We start from the raw sequence: 14,450 nt of genomic DNA, 5'->3' as shown, positions 1-14,450 counted from the left end.
GCAGCGCCGGGGATAAGCTCTGTCCCGAGAGGTGAGACCACGCATGGACGTCTTGAGAGCGCGCGTGAGCACGAGCGAGGCTCTGAGACTTCCTCCAGGAGCTCGCGCGGTCGTTGCCGGTTGGGTAGACGCCCTCAGAGTCGTGGGTAAGGTCGCGTTCGTGGTGGTGCGAGACAGGTCTGGGAAAATGCAGATCGTGGTCAAAAAGGACAGGAACCCGAGTCTATACGAAGAGGTCGTGGATCTGGGCCGCGAGGACGTGGTGGCGTTCGTAGGAACGATTGTCGAGAGCACGGCGAGCCTAGGTGGCAAAGAGCTCGTGGCGGAAGAACTCCACGTCCTGGCGCGCTCGGAGAGGCCCATCCCTATAGACCCCAACGATTGGGAAAAGACGGGATTGAGCAAGAGGTTGGATTGGAGGTTCCTAGACCTCAGGAGCCGCCGCAACATCCTCATATTTCGAGTGGTGGACGAGCTCGTCAATGCTCTGCGTGAGTTTTACCGCAGTCGCGGCTTCGTTGAGGTCTTCACGCCGAAGATCGTGGCGGAGGCCACCGAAGGGGGGGCAGACGTGTTCCCGGTAATCTACTTCGACAAGAGCGCTTTCCTAGCTCAAAGTCCTCAGCTCTACAAGCAAATGCTCATGGCGGCTGGCTTCGAGAGAGTATTCGAGGTGGGTCCGGCCTATAGAGCCGAGAAGCACCACACGACGAGGCATTTGACAGAGTACGAGTCGATCGATATTGAGATGAGCTTCATATCCGGGCCGGAGGACGTCATGGACGTCGTTGAGGCCGCGGTGAAATACGCTATATCGAGGGTCAGGAACTCGTTGGGGGGGGAGTTGAGAGAGCACCTCGGAGTCGAGGTGAAGGAGCCTCGGGAGGTCCCGAGGATCGCCTTTGCAGAGGCCAAGAAGCTTTTGGAAGCGCGAGGTGTGACGGTCGACGCGGCGGAGCTCGGAGCCGAAGGGGAGCGCGCGCTGGGCGAGGTCTTCTCGAGAGAGCACGGAGCCGACCTAGTCTTCGTAACGGACTTTCCATGGGAGGCTAGGCCCTTCTACACGATGAGGAGACCCGATGATCCCAGCCTTACGCTGAGCTTCGATCTGCTCTACCGAGGCGTAGAGATCGTTAGCGGTAGTCAGAGAGAGCACAGACCAGACGTCCTTCGACGTCAAATCGAGGAAAAGGGGTTGAGGCCCGAGGGATTCGAGTTCTACCTGAGATTCTTCCGTTACGGCATGCCTCCGCATGGGGGAGCCGGACTCGGGCTCGAGAGATTCGTCATGAGTCTCCTCGAGCTCAAGAACATCAGAGAGGCCAGGCTCCTCCCCAGGGACCCGGAGAGGCTCTCCCCCTAAGGCCCTCGAGCCGCTCAGAGCTCGAACCTCAGCTCCTCGCGACCGGGCGTTCTGTAACCTCGCTTGACGTAGAAGAGCAGGACGTTCCCTCTCCTGAGCTCGACGGGTACGCCGAAGTTCGAGCGAACGTTCCTGGCCTTCCTTGGTAGATACCAGATGACCTGGTAGCTGTACTCAGCTTCCTCGGGTTCGTAGACATTTTCGTAGACGTTCTCGCCTCGCCTCAACGACAGAGGCCACCTAATCGAGAACACGAAGGAGACACGCCCGGGGAGATCGCACGAGATCTTCGCGCAAAGCACGCGAGGTTTGACGCGTCTCCCATTGAACGTTATATGCTCCTCGTCTACGAGCCTCTGCATGTTCCTCTCTATCATAGTTTCCTCTCGTCTGAGGGCTTCTACGTCTCCCGCCTCGAGGAGGCTCCAATAGTACTTGGTCTTGTCGAGATAGTCGAAGATCACGGTCTGGGCCACGCCGTCTTGGCAGAGCACGAAGAAGCCTCTCCCGAAGATCGGCGTCAACAGAGGCTCGGAGAGAGGCCGAACCAAGAGCTCCCCCGGCCTCTCTACGAGCCTCGAGGAATAAACGCTAGGTTTTAACTGAGGTAGGGCGACTAAAACAGCGAAATAACGCACCAGTCGGGTTCGCCGCTTCTCTCACTGGCGCCGCCGCGCAGACTCCAAGGCTCTCGGTAGAAGCTCTTGGAGCGCGCGCGTCACATCATCATCGGGGACCCTCTTAAAGAGCTCCACTTTGAGGCTCGAGTAATCCCACGAGATCTTACCGTCGGACACTTTATAGTTCACGATGATCCTCACCACATCGCCTTTATCGGCTTTGAGCCCTCCCACGAGCACTTCGAAGAGCACCATGTTGAGCTCCGCCGAGGCTCTGGCGACCTCGCTGTCCTGGAGCCCGAGCCGCTTTGCTTGCGCGAAGAGAGTTCTCCTGACCTTGTCGGCGTAAGCTCCCACTATGATGTAACCTGTGCTCAACCTCTCGGTGTTGCTAGACAACGCGACGGTCACCCAACCCACCGAGGAGGGCCGCCTCCTAAAAAGCGCCTCGCTATGTCGTCTCGAGCCTCTCGGCGAGGACTTCGCAAAGGGCCTCGAGGAAGCCGTAGACTAGAGGCCACGGGCGACCGTAGGGGCTTTCGCGTCCCAGCACACCGATCACGCCCTCGCACTCCTCCACGCTCCCCATCAGCTCGCTCTTCAGCGATCCCAATATCTCGGGCTCGTCTAGGCCTGGAGCCTCTAGCAACCCTCCTCGGAGATTGACCGCTATTACGCAGCCGAGGGCCCCCCATCTCACCGTTCCGTCTCTCACCCGCAGAGCGTTGGCCTTGTTCAGTCGCGGGGGGCGAGCACATAGTTGGACCAAGACCGCGCTCGACCAGGGCAGCACATCGCTCGAGGGAGCGAGCTCCGCCACTTTGAGCTTAGACAACTCCCCGACGATAGACTCGACTGGTCGCACCCCCCTAGAGCTCGTCTCCACCAACCCGGCTCTTTTCGCTACTTGTATCAGGCTCCGCGCCGCTCCTTCGCCGAGGCCCAGAGAGCGAGCTAGCCTAGCTCTGCCCATAGGCCCTCCTCGCGTCGTCACGAGGAGTATTCCTAAGAGGTCCGCGGGGGTCGCTAGGATCTTGGACCTCTGCACGAGCTCTCGGAGCAAGTCCACAAGCTTACACATAGAGAGCTCAGAACCAGTAAGACTCATTGACCCTCAGCCCTCTACTCACCATGAAGGCCACTAGGTCGCGCCACGTGATGCTGTCCTCCCTCTCCGCGATCCCCAACATTTCACTCCACTCGCAAGAGTCCACCGCGCGCTCGGTCAGATCGCTCAACCACTCACAGAACTCGATCTTGACCTCGTCGCTTGAGGCGGCTATATCGCGCAGCAGAGCGCTCTTGAGCTCGCTCGGAGAGAACCTACGCGACAAATGCGCCTTCCTCCTCCACATAAGGCGAAGAGGTCTGCCTCCTCGATCGAAGCCCAGGTTTATCATTTCTTTTTTAATTTTTAAGTCCTTTGACATTGGAGACTAGCGAGAGGCGCTCGCTCGTTGAGTTGGGGCTGGGAGCATCACCCCTCGAGGAAGATCATAGGGGAAGCCTCCACGGAGCTCCGCGGTCGCAAAATAGCGTTAGGTGTCACGTCAAGCGCGGCGATCTACAAGAGCGTAGACCTCGCTAGGGAGCTTATGCGAGCCGGCGCAGAGGTCACCGTGGTTATGAGCTCCGAAGCCACCAGGCTGATTTCTCCCGCGTTGTTCGAGTGGGCCACGGGGAGACCCGTCTATCGCGGTAGGTTCTCTGGAGAGGTCGGACACATCTTGTTAGCCGAGACCCACGACGCCATACTCGTAGCCCCCGCCACCGCATCTACCATGGCTAAGCTGGCTCACGGCATCGCCGACACGGCCGTAACTCTGGCCGCTCACTCATTCTTGGGAGAGGGCAAGCCAGTATTACTGGCTCCAGCAATGCACCTCTCGCTATATAAATCAATGGAGAGGCTCGGCGTGGTGAGTAAGCTCAGGGAGGCAGGCTTCGTAGTTCACGAGCCTCGCGTAGAGGGGAATAGAGCCAAGTTTCCCGACCCGAGGGCCCTGGCCTGGCACGCCGAGGCGCTCGTGGTCCGAGGCAAAGACTTGGACGGCTTGAGGGTCCTCGTTACCGCGGGGCCCACGAGGGAGTACATAGACAGGGTCAGATTCATAAGCAACCCTAGCTCGGGGAAGATGGGCGTGGCTCTCGCCGTCGAGGCTTCGTATAGAGGGGCCAGCGTCTCGCTGGTCCACGGGCCTCTCTCTGGGATCGAGCACGACGTCGGTAGGGCGTTCCGCGTAGAGACTACGCGGGAGATGGCGAGGCGGACTCTCGAGGAGCTAGAGGTCTTCAAGCCTAATGTTGTGATACTGGCGGCGGCCCCGACCGATTTCGCCCCGGCCGCGGTCTTTGACGGTAAGCTCGATAGCTCCTCGCCAATTAACCTTCAACTCGTGCCGACCCCGAAGATTTCGAGAGAAGTTGCCGAGCGCCGCGAGCCTGGCACGATTCTGGTTCTCTTCGCCGCTGAGATCGCCGAGAGCGAGGAGGAGCTCGCGGAGAAGGCAATCGAGAAGAAGACGTGGTACGGGGCCGACGTGATAGTCGCGAACAACGTAGGCACCCCCGGTGTGGGTTTCGCCTCCGACTTCAACGAGGTTCTAGTGCTCTATGGAGAGAAACCAGAGGTCTTGAAGATCGAGAGGAGTCCGAAGAGGATCGTAGCGAGGAGAGTGCTCGACGTGGTGAAGAGTCTAATTGAGGCGAAGCGCGGTTAGAGTAGCCCACCATATTTCGGGATTCTGGAGACCCGTGATCTCCAAGGATGCCCGCGCGTCAGGAAGCCTGGGGGCCGGTCTCCTCGTCAAGCCGTACCTCAGAGTAGAATGCGAGGAGAAGAAAGGAGATCCCTCGGAGCTTGGGATCTCGATACCGCCAGTCGATCGCGTCCTCTCGATCCTAGGCTTAAGAGATTGCTCGCTCAAGCTCGAGCTGCCCCTCGAGTTGGGAGTGGGCTACGCCGTCAGCGCGGCAGCTTCTTTAGGCGCGGCGGTGTGCTGCGCGAGGATTGCCGGACGCCGGAGCCTCCTCGAATCGCTCGACGCGGCTCACGTGGCCGAAGTTGAGGAGTCGACGGGGCTCGGCGACGTCTCTGCTATATCGCTCGGGAGACTCTTGCCGGTCAGACTGCGCGCTGGCTGCCCTTCCAGGGCTCTCGTGGACTCTCTGCTCGTTGCCGACGGGCTCGCCGTCATCACAGCTCCTTACAGGGTTTACACGACCCCCCAAATGCTGGCCGACAAGCTGAACGTCTTCAAAAGGTTGGGAGAGCGCGCGGTCAAGAGATTCCTCGCGGCGATGTCGTTGGAGTCCTTCGCCGAGGAGGCAAGGAGATTCTCGCTTGAGACGGGGATGGCGCCTCCCGAGCTTCTCCACCGCCTCGAGGAAGCTCGAGCAAGGCTTAGAGGAGTCCTCGGGTGGTACTTCAAGAAGGGGCTCTTGGTCCTCTTGGTAGAGCGCGAGTGGGCCAACGACGTCGCGGTCGAGCTGGCTCGTGAGTTGAAGATTAAGACGAGGACTCACGAGTTAGCCTGGAGCGGGGTGGAGATGGAGTGAGCTCGGAGAGACGCGTCAGAGTCCGAATCCCGGAGAGCCACCCGAGATATAGGAGCTTGATGGAGAGAGAGACGCTCGTCGAGGGTTTTCTGACCGGCATGGTCGTTCCCGAGGGGCTCATAGCTCATGGCCGAGGCGAGGCCTTCGACTATCTTATTGGCGAGACCACAATAGAGCCTGCGCGTAGAGCCATCGAGGCGGCGGCCGCCGCTCTGCTCGTCTCCGCTAAGCCGGTCATCTCGGTTAACGGCAACGCCGCTTCTCTCGTGGGCAGAGAGCTCGTCGAGCTCTCAAACGAGTTCGGTCTACCGCTCGAGGTAAATCTTTTCTACAGGACCGAGGAGAGGCTCAGGAGGATAAACGTGTACCTCCGAGAGCTGGGAGCGAAGCATCTCGTCGAGTGCGAGAGTCCAATAGAGCTCCCCGCCCCGGAGAGCGAGAGGAGAAGAGTTTGCGAGGAAGGCATAGGAGGCGCCGACCTGGTCTTGGTAATGATCGAGGACGGAGATAGGACGCAGGCTCTGAGGTCTATGGGCAAAATCGTCGTGGCCGTGGACTTGAACCCCCTCTCGAGGACTTCGCTCGCCGCCAACATCACTATAGTAGACAACGTCACTAGGGCCGTACCTCTCCTCAGGTCTGAGCTGCGGAGAGCGAAGGGCCTCCCCCGCGAGGTGCTCAGAAGGAGGCTAGAGACCTACGATAATGCCAGGGTCCTGGCCGAGGTCCTCGCTCATATCAAGCGGAGGCTCGAGGAGCTCTCCTCGTCTCTCATCTCTAGGAGCTCAGTAGCTCCGGCAAGCACTCGCTAGCGCACTTCAGGAGGAGTTTCCTAAGCCTTCTCTCCAACCACCACCCCTCGACCCTACTAGCGAGCAGACCGAGGAGCCTTATGTACACAGGCACGTTGACTCTGGCCCCTGCCGCGCTCGCATGGCCGCCGCCCCCGAAGCACGAGGCCACGCATCTGACGCTCTTGGACCTGGACCTAAAACTGATCGAGCCGCTCAGTCTCCCTAGGGCGACTAAGTCGGAGCCGGTCCTAGAGATGATGTAGGAGGCTAGCAAGCTCGTAGGAGGCTGAGCGCGCCTCCTGACCAAGTATGCTGCTTTGAGCCCTCCTGGCAGCTCAAGTACCTTGGCGGCTACCGCCTCGGCCCCATAGCTCCCGAGCTCCGCATTTAGATTCGCTTCGGCGACCTCAGAGAGGTCGTCGCTCCATATCCTGCACTCAGCCAGCTCACCAAGCAGAGCTCTCTTCCAAGAGTCTCCAGCCGGTCCTCGCCGCGTCCCGACTACTCGATATAGAAAGGGAGACAGAGGAGAGGTCCACGACCAAGTATCCGCTGAGCACGTAGCCTCTACGAGCTGCCAAACGCAGTCGTCCTCGCCTAGCTCCCCCCTCTCGGCTAACGAGCGCGCTACCACGCCGGCCGTGCAGGTCGATAGGTCGACCTTTACCTCAACCCCCAGTGAGCGTAGCTTCTCGAGGTGTTCCTCCTCCCACAAGTGGTGATCGTACCACTCTACGCGGGTCCCAGAAGCTCTGAGCTTTGAGAGTAGCAGCAGTACTTGACCAAAAGTGCCAGGATTTGCTCCTAAGTCCATGATCGCTACGAGAGCAGGGGTCGAGGATCCCAGCGCGCCGCGCATCGCCCTGTGAAGCGAGTAGGGCTCGGCGAAGTGTAGCCTCACCTCCTCTCTCGCCTCGCTTCGCTCCAACGCTCTCAGGTAAACGGCGGCCGATGTTAGGCCGTCGAGGTCCCCGTGCGTGAATACGTGAATCTTCGAGGGAGAGCCGGAGCTCATGTCGCATCGCGTCGCTCTCTACCTTGTCTCGGGCTGACCGCGCTCAAGTAATATAACAGGACCGCTATCGTCTTCCCGTCTTTTATGACGCGTGATCTTATCATTGGGACGACGTCCTCTGGCTTTACCCAGACGAGCCTCCTAACGAGCTCCCCTCTCTCGAGCCTCTGTTGTCCCTCCTCGAACTGTCTCGCAATGAAAGCGTGCAAAACCTCGCTAGATATACCTGGCGATGCGTAGAAGCTGAACATGTAGTCGATTCTGCGGGCCCTCAGCCCGGCTTCCTCCTCGAGTTCTCTCAGCGCTGCCGAGGCCGGGTCCTCTCCGGGTTCGAGCGTGCCCGCGGGCAGCTCGAGGATCCACTCGCCCACCGGTACGCGGTACTGCTCGAGAAGGAGGATCCTCCCCTCGTCATCTTCCGGTAGCACAACGACCGCGCCAGGATGCCTCACGTACTCTCTGTAAACTCTCCTGCCGTTGGGGAGCACAGCTTCCCCGGCGAGCACCTCGATCCTTCTACCTCGAAAGACCGTTCTCACGTTTCATCTGCTCCTGCCGAGCGTGAGGGAGACCAACAGGCCTAAAACGAGGGCCAACACGATGAGGAGCTCGACGAGCCCCAGCATCATCCTCACGAGCATCAGCGCTAGACCTACGGAGGTAAGAGCAGCTAACACGAGGAGAGCGCGCGCTCTCAAGCTACGGGCCCTCCCGCGCGCGAGGTCAGGATCCCCCTCAACCTCTCAACCTCCTCGACGAGCGACGCGGCGATCAATCCCCTCAACCTCTCAACCCTCTCGAGACCGACGTCTAGCTCATCGCCCGACCCATCAATGTAGCCTCCAGAGAGTTCTCTCAGCATACCGAGGCCTACGACCACGTCTACGTTCCTGAGCTTACCTCTTAAGTCGGCGAAGTAGCCGATCTTGCCCACAGCCACGAGGCTTAACTCGAGAGCGGAGCTCCCGAGGCACCTAGCCTTGAGTGCCCCGCCTCTTCTCCTAACGTAGTCGAGCACGGGCCCCAGCTCTCGCAGCTGAGAAGGCTCATCGACGTAGAAGGCTACGGAGAACTTGCCGGTCGACTCGAAGCTCCTCACTACACTCCATTGCTCGATTCTAGCATCGTTTACATAGGCGCCTCCACCCCTGTAGAAGCTGAAGGAGTCTAGCGAGAAGACCGAGTGCACGGCTCCGGCGACTACGTCGGAGAGCCTGGCTCCTCTGCGCTTATTGGCGAAGCCTAAGCTAACGGAGCACCAGGGCACGCCCAAGACGTAATTAACCGAGCCATCGAGCGGGTCCAGCACAGCCACGAGCTCTTCCTCGCCCAACTCGCGGGCGCCGCTCTCCTCCGTCACGACGAGGCAACGCAGCCCCTCGGCCTCCAGCAGCTCCAACGCGTAGGCCTCCGCCTCCATGTCGGCTCTCGTCGTATCGGGCCCCGTTTTTTCGACGGAGGAGGGGTCCTCTCTTAGGTCCCTTAGTAGGCCGGCCACCTCGCCCGTTATCTTCAGAGCCAGCGACCGAAGATCTCGCGGCTCGTACTCGGACACTCACGAAGCACCTCCAATGAGCGAGACCTCGCGCGCTATCGAGAGCTTGAGGCCCAGCTCGAGCGCGTATTGGTGCACCAACTCGACGGCCTTCGACACAAGACTCGCCGGGACCCCAGCCACGCCAGCTCCTATAACCACGGCGCGTTTCGTGTCATCATCGACGCAAGTCTCCCTAGAATCTCTGTAGGGGTAAACGTGAACGACTAGAACCCCGCCCGACTTCAGCACAGGGACTCCCCGCTCGAGGACACGCCGCTCGCCTCCTATCGGCGCGAAGACTTCTCCTCCCTTCGAGTACTCGAGAGAGAGCTCGCCCGGGAGGAGCTTGTCAACGTCGTAAATCCCAATAGGCACGAGGGTCTCGGAGCTCGCCAGGTTACCGGCATCTACGAGCCTGTTTATCGTGGGAAGAGATTCCCCTCGCAACAGCCTCCTGGCGAGGGCCTCACCAGCCGGCCTGATCTTCGTAGGATCTATCCCCAGGCTCCAGAAGAAGCTCCTGTAGGCTCTGACTATGGGATCGTCCTTGAGGAATTCGGAGCTCCCAACGCGTGAGGCTAAAGTCCGTCGGACTCTGTCCTCCAGCTCGCGTAATCTGCTCGCGTAGTCCAAGCTCTCGTCGCGACCCTCTATACCGAGGCACGAGGCTGCTACAAAGACTCCCCGCTCGCTCAATTCTCTCGCTACGCTCAGGCGCCTGCCAAAGCAGGCGAAGCCTCCGCTCACGTCATCTTCGCCCTCTCAACCGTGTCGGAACCTTAGGAGGAGATAGCTTTCTCCCGCGATGTATTAAATAACGTAGCGATGAGCGCCGACCTGGGCACTTCGACCTCAACTCTCGCGGGCTCGAAGACCACCTCGACCCTCGCGTCGACCTCTGAGAGAAGGCCGGCCAGAGCTTTAGGCTTGAGCTCCAGGAACACGATCGAGGTGGGGGGAGACCCGTAGCACGAGCTCACGCGAGTCAGGCCCGGCTCGACCCGAGCAATGACGCTCCAAGGCTCGACGAGGAGTAGCCCGAGGTACGCGCTCGTGCGGAGGCGCAGCTCGAAGAAGCAGCTCAAGATCGAGCCTCTCACCTCTACGTGGATAGGGCGGACCACGAGAGTGATCGAGTCGCGCAGGCCGCGCGCGGTGTGCACGACGAGTGTGAGATCGTCGACGCCTCGCGCTGGCAAGAACAGAAGCCCGGGCGAGCGAGCCTCCAGCCGATCCTTCACGAGGAGGTTCAGGGGAAGGCTCGCGCTGGTCAGCCGCACCAGGCCAAGTCCACGCGGGCCCCGCTCGATGACGTAGAGCTCCAATGAGGGGCTCGGCTCGACGACGTAGCCCAAGACCGCGGAGCCCTCCTCGCTTGGCGGACCGCGCAATCTGAAATAAAAGAAATCCCCTAGTTCGCCGGCCGCGGAGAGGCTCGAGCTGATGGGGCTCGGAGTCGAGAGGTTAGCCACAAAGTCTTCGGTCTTCAGCGTGAGAGGGCGGTCCAGCACTAGGGGCCTCTTGGCCCCGCTCTCGTTGATATAGACGGCCGCTCGCCCGGGAGGTGACAGGAGGCTCACGTTAAAGCGGTAGATGAGTCCCTCGCCGGAGCGGGGCCTCAGCTCGATTTTGGCTAGCTTCGTCGCCTCCACCCACAACCTGACTCCATCCGCCGGGCCTAGCGGCACGAGTAGGAGCTCGAGCACCTCATCTGGCGTTAGCCTCTCGATGGAGCTCGTACTGGCGACCAGGCGTAGGCCTTGCTCCGCGAGCAGCCCATGGTCTATCAGAATAAAGCCCTCTAGGCCCTCCCTTCTCTGGACGCCTAAGAGGGCCACCACTGAAGAGCCGCGCCTCGTCTCGTTCTCGAAGCTTAAGTCCACGTAGAGGACCTCGTTAGGGCCGAGACGAGGGAGTGATACGCGCTTTAGCTCGAAGTCCTTTAACTCTACCGCGATTGGCGCGACCCTAGAGACCGCGACGTAGGCCTCAAGTCTAGGCTCGGCGAGTCCTCGACTTCTCAGAGCGACCTCGCCCATTTCATCGACTAACGCCACGTCCTCTGACGCGGCCTCGGCGCCGCTGAAGGCGATTAGCTCCAACAAGCGAGACAGGTTGAGCAGCCCGGCTCCCTGAATTTCGGGCGGGAGGCCTAGATCCCTGGAGGAGGATCTCAGAATCTCCCTGGCCCACTCGACGCCGAGCGCGTCGTAGCTAAGCCCCAAGCTCCTCGCCTTCTCTAGCGCTAGGGCGAGCACTCCAGCGGTCACGGCGGCCGATAGGCTGGTGCCGCCGAAGAAGTCTAAGGCTCTGCGCCCGTCCCCCATGCCGTTGTTCACGGAAGTAGGCAGGAGGACATAGGCTCCGGGAGCCACGGCATCGGGCTTGAAAGAGTCCGCGAGCCCCGGCCCCCGGCTGCTCCAAGAGACTACGTTCGAGCCTACGCAGCCAGGGAGCAGCAGGTGGCCTCGCGCGTCGCGCAGCGGCTCCCAGGCCAGCGCGTAGGCACCTACGGTCACGGCTCTCCCCGAGGCTCCGCCGACTGCCACGGTCGATAGGCCGGGTCCTCCATTTCCGGCGGCGAAGACGGGGATGACTCCTCTCGAGGCGACCTCCGCAACGATCTCGGACAACGGATCGAGGCCCGGCGCGAAGCCTCCGCCATCGGCGAAGAGCAGTTCCGGCCAGAAGGGGATCCCCCAGCTGTTACTGACTATATCGACCCTGGGTCTACTCGCTGGAACCCACTCACCGTCGACGAATTCGTAGCCCCCCATCCACTTGAGCGCCGACCCAACGTTGCCCAACATCAGAGCCTGAGCGGCGGCCACCTTAGCGCTGGGAGCTACTCCGCGACTAACGATAACGAGCTGACCAGCAGGCGAGGGCGCGAGCTTCTCGAGGGGCCGACCGACCGCCGCGCACACGACGCTGGTTCCGTGGCCGATTGGATCGTAGAAGAAGTCCACGTATCTGCCGCTCGGATCAAGGCCCGGGTAGATGCCGCTGCCTCTAGGCTCCCACGCGCGCTCCCACGCGCGCTCGAGGTCTACCCCCTCTGAACTCACGACACCGAACGCGTCGTAGACGTAGCCCGAGATCGCGCCGAGGCTGAAATCGGGGACCCCATCTCCGTTGGCATCGAAAACTGCCACGCCATCGCCTATTCTGAGCCCCTTCTCGTCGGCGAAGCTCAAGTCCGCCAGCTCAGCCCTCGGAGGCTCTCGGGAGAGCCCGAGTCCATAATAGAAGCTTCCTAGCACATACCAAGAGGTCGAGAGGTCGGCGAAAACCTCGTCGTAGATGCCGGGCTCTTTCGTGTCGACGAGAACCACCGGCACCAACAGAGCGAGGCCCGGGAGACTAGCATCGAGCAGGACGTTAGAGGGGAAGAAGAATGAGACCAAGAACCCGAATTTATACAGCCCGCTCGAGCTCTTTATCGGCGGAGCCCCCCAATCGGCATCAACAAGCACGCGGGCCTTTCCATAGCCGGGCAGGTAGACCAGGACGAGGCTCCCGCCCGTGGCCAGGAACCTCTGCTCGGGGTCTCTGTACGACACGCTCAGCGGAGTTAAAGCCAAGCCGAAGGAGTCAGCATCAAAGAGCAGAGGCCTCCCCACCACGTCGCGCGCCACGTCGCTCAGACCCACGCACCCCGCTGCGAGATCGAGGCCCGTATCGATGAAGCCTACGACGATTCCCTCGCCCCTCGGGGTTGGCCACGTCGCTCCGATCTCGCTCAGGAGATCCTCCATGGTCGGTCCAGGGAGCTCGGGGGCTGAGCTAACCGCTAAGGAGAGAGGCCTCAAGAGCGCGGGTTTATAGTCGAGAGTAGCCTTCAGAGGCCCCCTGAGAGAGGTCGAGGAGAAGGTCTGCTCGATTGCGAGCAGACTTACTCCCGGGGGCACAATCAACCGCGCGCTCGCTCCGCTTGGGAGCACGATCACGAGATTCCCCGGGGTCTCTGCTCTAGCCGAGATGGCGACCACGGCTAAGCTACTAGAAATAGCGACGAGCAGAGCGGCAGCGAGGAGCGGGGTCCTCGAGGCGCGATCTACCAGAGGTCCGTGCTTAGAGAGCGCGGAGCGGAAGCACATTAAGCCTCGCTCTCGCGAAGCCTCCCGGGAAGCGCGAATTTGAAGTTTAGCTTCAGGCGAGCGGTCTCCGTGTTCTCGAGCGAGGAGACGGCTCGCAAGCTCTTCACGATAAACGCTATGGAGTCCCTGCTGGTCTCAATTGGAGCGATCCTCGGCTCCTACATCTCGGGCTCGGTCGAGGTCTCACACTACATCGGAGCGGTGCTGGGCGGCAGTCTCGCGGTGGGGCTATTCGGCAGCTTCGCCGGGACGCTGTTAGCCGAGCGCTCTGAGAGATTGCGCGAGCTGCGAGAACTCGAGAAGCTCGTGCTCAGAGAGCTCAAGGGCACGATCTATGAGAAGGCCGCTCGCCTCGCCCCGCTCTACGTGGCCATGTGGGCTCTAGTCGGTACGGTGGCTCCACCCTTGGCGGTTATAGTGCCTCTCGCTCTGAGCGAGCCTCTCGCGCTAAGCCTAAAATGCTCCATAGCTCTCGGCCTGCTCATTGCTAACGCTCTGGCCTTCGCGATCGGTGCGCGCGCGGAGAGGCGCGGGCGCCGCGAGGCCTTGAAGTCGGGCCTTGCGGCGCTCGCGTTGTCGGCTTCCGCGACCGCGATTCTAGGCATCGCCGCCGCGCTCCGATCCTGAGTGCTCGACTTGTCCTCCGAGCTTCTCAGCGGCCTCGGCCACGAGAGCCGAGACCCTCTTAGCGCGGTATATCGCCTCCTCCCTCGATGAGCCGTGCGCCACCACGTGGATTTTTAATACGGGTTCATCCAGCTCGTGGCCTTGCGGGTGCGATTTTATGTAAGAGAGGGGCTCCTGCGCGGCTATCCTCCTCAGAAAGGGGGCCAGAGTAGATTCCGGGACGCCTCTCACGTAGATGAATGCCTCGGCCAGCTCGAGCCTCGGCGCGATCGCGGATATAAGCGGCACCGCCTTCTCGAAGACCGCCTCCATCTCTCTCGGGACCCCCGGTAAGCACACGATAAGCGAGGGCCCCCGCCGTATAGCGGAGCCAGGCGCGGCTCCTACAGGATTGGGCAGAACCTCGGCTCCCTCGGGCACGTGCGCCATCTTGAGGCGCTCCTCGGTGAGCTCTAGACCTCTCGACGCGTAAAACCTCTCGATCAACCTGAGGGCCCTCTCGTCGAGGACGAGCCTCAGGCCGAGGGCCTCGGCAACGAGCGCGTGGGTTTTGTCGTCGTGAGTCGGGCCCAACCCGCCTGTTATAACTATCAGGCGTGCTCCGCTGCTCAGGGACTCTCTCAATACTGTCGTTAGCTCCTCGTCATCAGGGACGGCCACGATTCTCCTCACGTCGAAGCCCATTGACGTGAGCCTCCTGGCGAGCCACGCCCCGTTCGTGTTCACGGTGACTCCCAACACGAGCTCCGTCCCTACGTTGATGATCCACGCCGCTCTCCTCTCTTCCTCTCTCTCGCTCGCGCGGATCAAGGACCTCTTCACCCGGCTACTCGATT

The 14,450-nt window shown here is 61.1% G+C and carries 16 protein-coding genes; 5 read left to right on the top strand and 11 right to left on the bottom strand.

Annotated features, from left to right (window positions below):
• The first annotated feature begins 43 nt into the window (after positions 1–43).
• Entirely contained in the window at positions 44–1,363 is a 1,320-nt protein-coding gene (aspS, locus tag QXU97_00170) for an aspartate--tRNA(Asn) ligase (protein MEM4035027.1), read from the top strand.
• Between the two features lie 14 nt (positions 1,364–1,377).
• Here aspS and QXU97_00165 read toward each other — a convergent pair whose 3' ends face one another.
• The 4 genes from QXU97_00165 to QXU97_00150 are packed head-to-tail and all read right to left on the bottom strand — an operon-like array spanning position 1,378 to position 3,317.
• A complete protein-coding gene (locus tag QXU97_00165; GenBank protein MEM4035026.1) occupies positions 1,378–2,001 on the bottom strand; it encodes a hypothetical protein in 624 nt (207 codons plus the stop codon).
• A gap of 21 nt (positions 2,002–2,022) precedes the next feature.
• Positions 2,023–2,403, bottom strand: a complete 381-nt coding sequence (locus QXU97_00160; protein ID MEM4035025.1) for a DUF2258 domain-containing protein — start codon at positions 2,401–2,403, stop codon at positions 2,023–2,025.
• A 31-nt stretch (positions 2,404–2,434) separates the two neighbouring features.
• The gene (locus tag QXU97_00155; GenBank protein MEM4035024.1) at positions 2,435–3,091 is read right to left on the bottom strand and encodes a hypothetical protein; all 657 of its coding nucleotides are present in this window, start codon (positions 3,089–3,091) and stop codon (positions 2,435–2,437) included.
• On the bottom strand, positions 3,072–3,317 hold the full coding sequence (locus tag QXU97_00150; GenBank protein MEM4035023.1) for a hypothetical protein: 246 nt from the start codon (positions 3,315–3,317) through the stop codon (positions 3,072–3,074). The genes QXU97_00155 and QXU97_00150 overlap by 20 nt, the downstream gene beginning before the upstream one ends.
• A gap of 123 nt (positions 3,318–3,440) precedes the next feature.
• Here QXU97_00150 and coaBC point away from each other — a divergent pair, with 123 nt between their 5' ends.
• The 3 genes from coaBC to QXU97_00135 are packed head-to-tail and all read left to right on the top strand — an operon-like array spanning position 3,441 to position 6,353.
• Positions 3,441–4,703 carry a bifunctional phosphopantothenoylcysteine decarboxylase/phosphopantothenate--cysteine ligase CoaBC gene (gene coaBC / locus QXU97_00145; GenBank protein ID MEM4035022.1) on the top strand — a complete coding sequence of 421 codons (1,263 nt, stop codon included), beginning with the start codon at positions 3,441–3,443 and terminating at the stop codon, positions 4,701–4,703.
• Positions 4,684–5,541, top strand: coding sequence for a hypothetical protein (locus tag QXU97_00140; protein MEM4035021.1), 858 nt, complete (start codon positions 4,684–4,686; stop codon positions 5,539–5,541). Before coaBC ends, QXU97_00140 begins: the two co-directional genes overlap by 20 nt.
• The gene (locus QXU97_00135) at positions 5,538–6,353 is read left to right on the top strand and encodes a phosphopantothenate/pantothenate synthetase (protein ID MEM4035020.1); all 816 of its coding nucleotides are present in this window, start codon (positions 5,538–5,540) and stop codon (positions 6,351–6,353) included. Before QXU97_00140 ends, QXU97_00135 begins: the two co-directional genes overlap by 4 nt.
• On the opposite strand, the gene QXU97_00130 is transcribed toward QXU97_00135, so the two are convergent.
• Genes QXU97_00130 through QXU97_00105 form a run of 6 tightly spaced genes read right to left on the bottom strand, consistent with a single transcriptional unit; the run spans position 6,319 to position 12,987 of the window.
• The gene (locus QXU97_00130) at positions 6,319–7,350 is read right to left on the bottom strand and encodes a hypothetical protein (GenBank protein MEM4035019.1); all 1,032 of its coding nucleotides are present in this window, start codon (positions 7,348–7,350) and stop codon (positions 6,319–6,321) included. The two genes, QXU97_00135 and QXU97_00130, sit on opposite strands and share 35 nt — an antisense overlap.
• A complete protein-coding gene (locus tag QXU97_00125) occupies positions 7,347–7,889 on the bottom strand; it encodes an NUDIX hydrolase (GenBank protein MEM4035018.1) in 543 nt (180 codons plus the stop codon). Before QXU97_00125 ends, QXU97_00130 begins: the two co-directional genes overlap by 4 nt.
• 3 nt (positions 7,890–7,892) lie before the next feature.
• Positions 7,893–8,048 carry a hypothetical protein gene (locus tag QXU97_00120; GenBank protein ID MEM4035017.1) on the bottom strand — a complete coding sequence of 52 codons (156 nt, stop codon included), beginning with the start codon at positions 8,046–8,048 and terminating at the stop codon, positions 7,893–7,895.
• Complete coding sequence (locus QXU97_00115) at positions 8,045–8,905, bottom strand: inositol monophosphatase family protein (GenBank protein MEM4035016.1); 861 nt, start codon at positions 8,903–8,905, stop codon at positions 8,045–8,047. The genes QXU97_00120 and QXU97_00115 overlap by 4 nt, the downstream gene beginning before the upstream one ends.
• Positions 8,906–9,634: a phenylalanine--tRNA ligase beta subunit-related protein gene (locus QXU97_00110; protein ID MEM4035015.1), complete on the bottom strand. Its 729-nt coding sequence runs from the start codon at positions 9,632–9,634 to the stop codon at positions 8,906–8,908.
• A 32-nt stretch (positions 9,635–9,666) separates the two neighbouring features.
• Positions 9,667–12,987, bottom strand: a complete 3,321-nt coding sequence (locus QXU97_00105; GenBank protein MEM4035014.1) for a S8 family serine peptidase — start codon at positions 12,985–12,987, stop codon at positions 9,667–9,669.
• Between the two features lie 39 nt (positions 12,988–13,026).
• Here QXU97_00105 and QXU97_00100 point away from each other — a divergent pair, with 39 nt between their 5' ends.
• Positions 13,027–13,614, top strand: a complete 588-nt coding sequence (locus QXU97_00100) for a hypothetical protein (GenBank protein MEM4035013.1) — start codon at positions 13,027–13,029, stop codon at positions 13,612–13,614.
• Here QXU97_00100 and QXU97_00095 read toward each other — a convergent pair.
• Positions 13,585–14,424, bottom strand: coding sequence for a nicotinamide mononucleotide deamidase-related protein (locus QXU97_00095; GenBank protein MEM4035012.1), 840 nt, complete (start codon positions 14,422–14,424; stop codon positions 13,585–13,587). The two genes, QXU97_00100 and QXU97_00095, sit on opposite strands and share 30 nt — an antisense overlap.
• Positions 14,425–14,450: the final 26 nt, after the last annotated feature.

The sequence above is a fragment of the Fervidicoccaceae archaeon genome (assembly GCA_038878695.1).
Lineage (GTDB): Archaea > Thermoproteota > Thermoprotei_A > Sulfolobales > Fervidicoccaceae > JAVZVD01.
The sequence above is the reverse complement of the archived record's forward strand: the minus strand, read 5'-3'. Positions and strand labels throughout refer to the sequence as shown.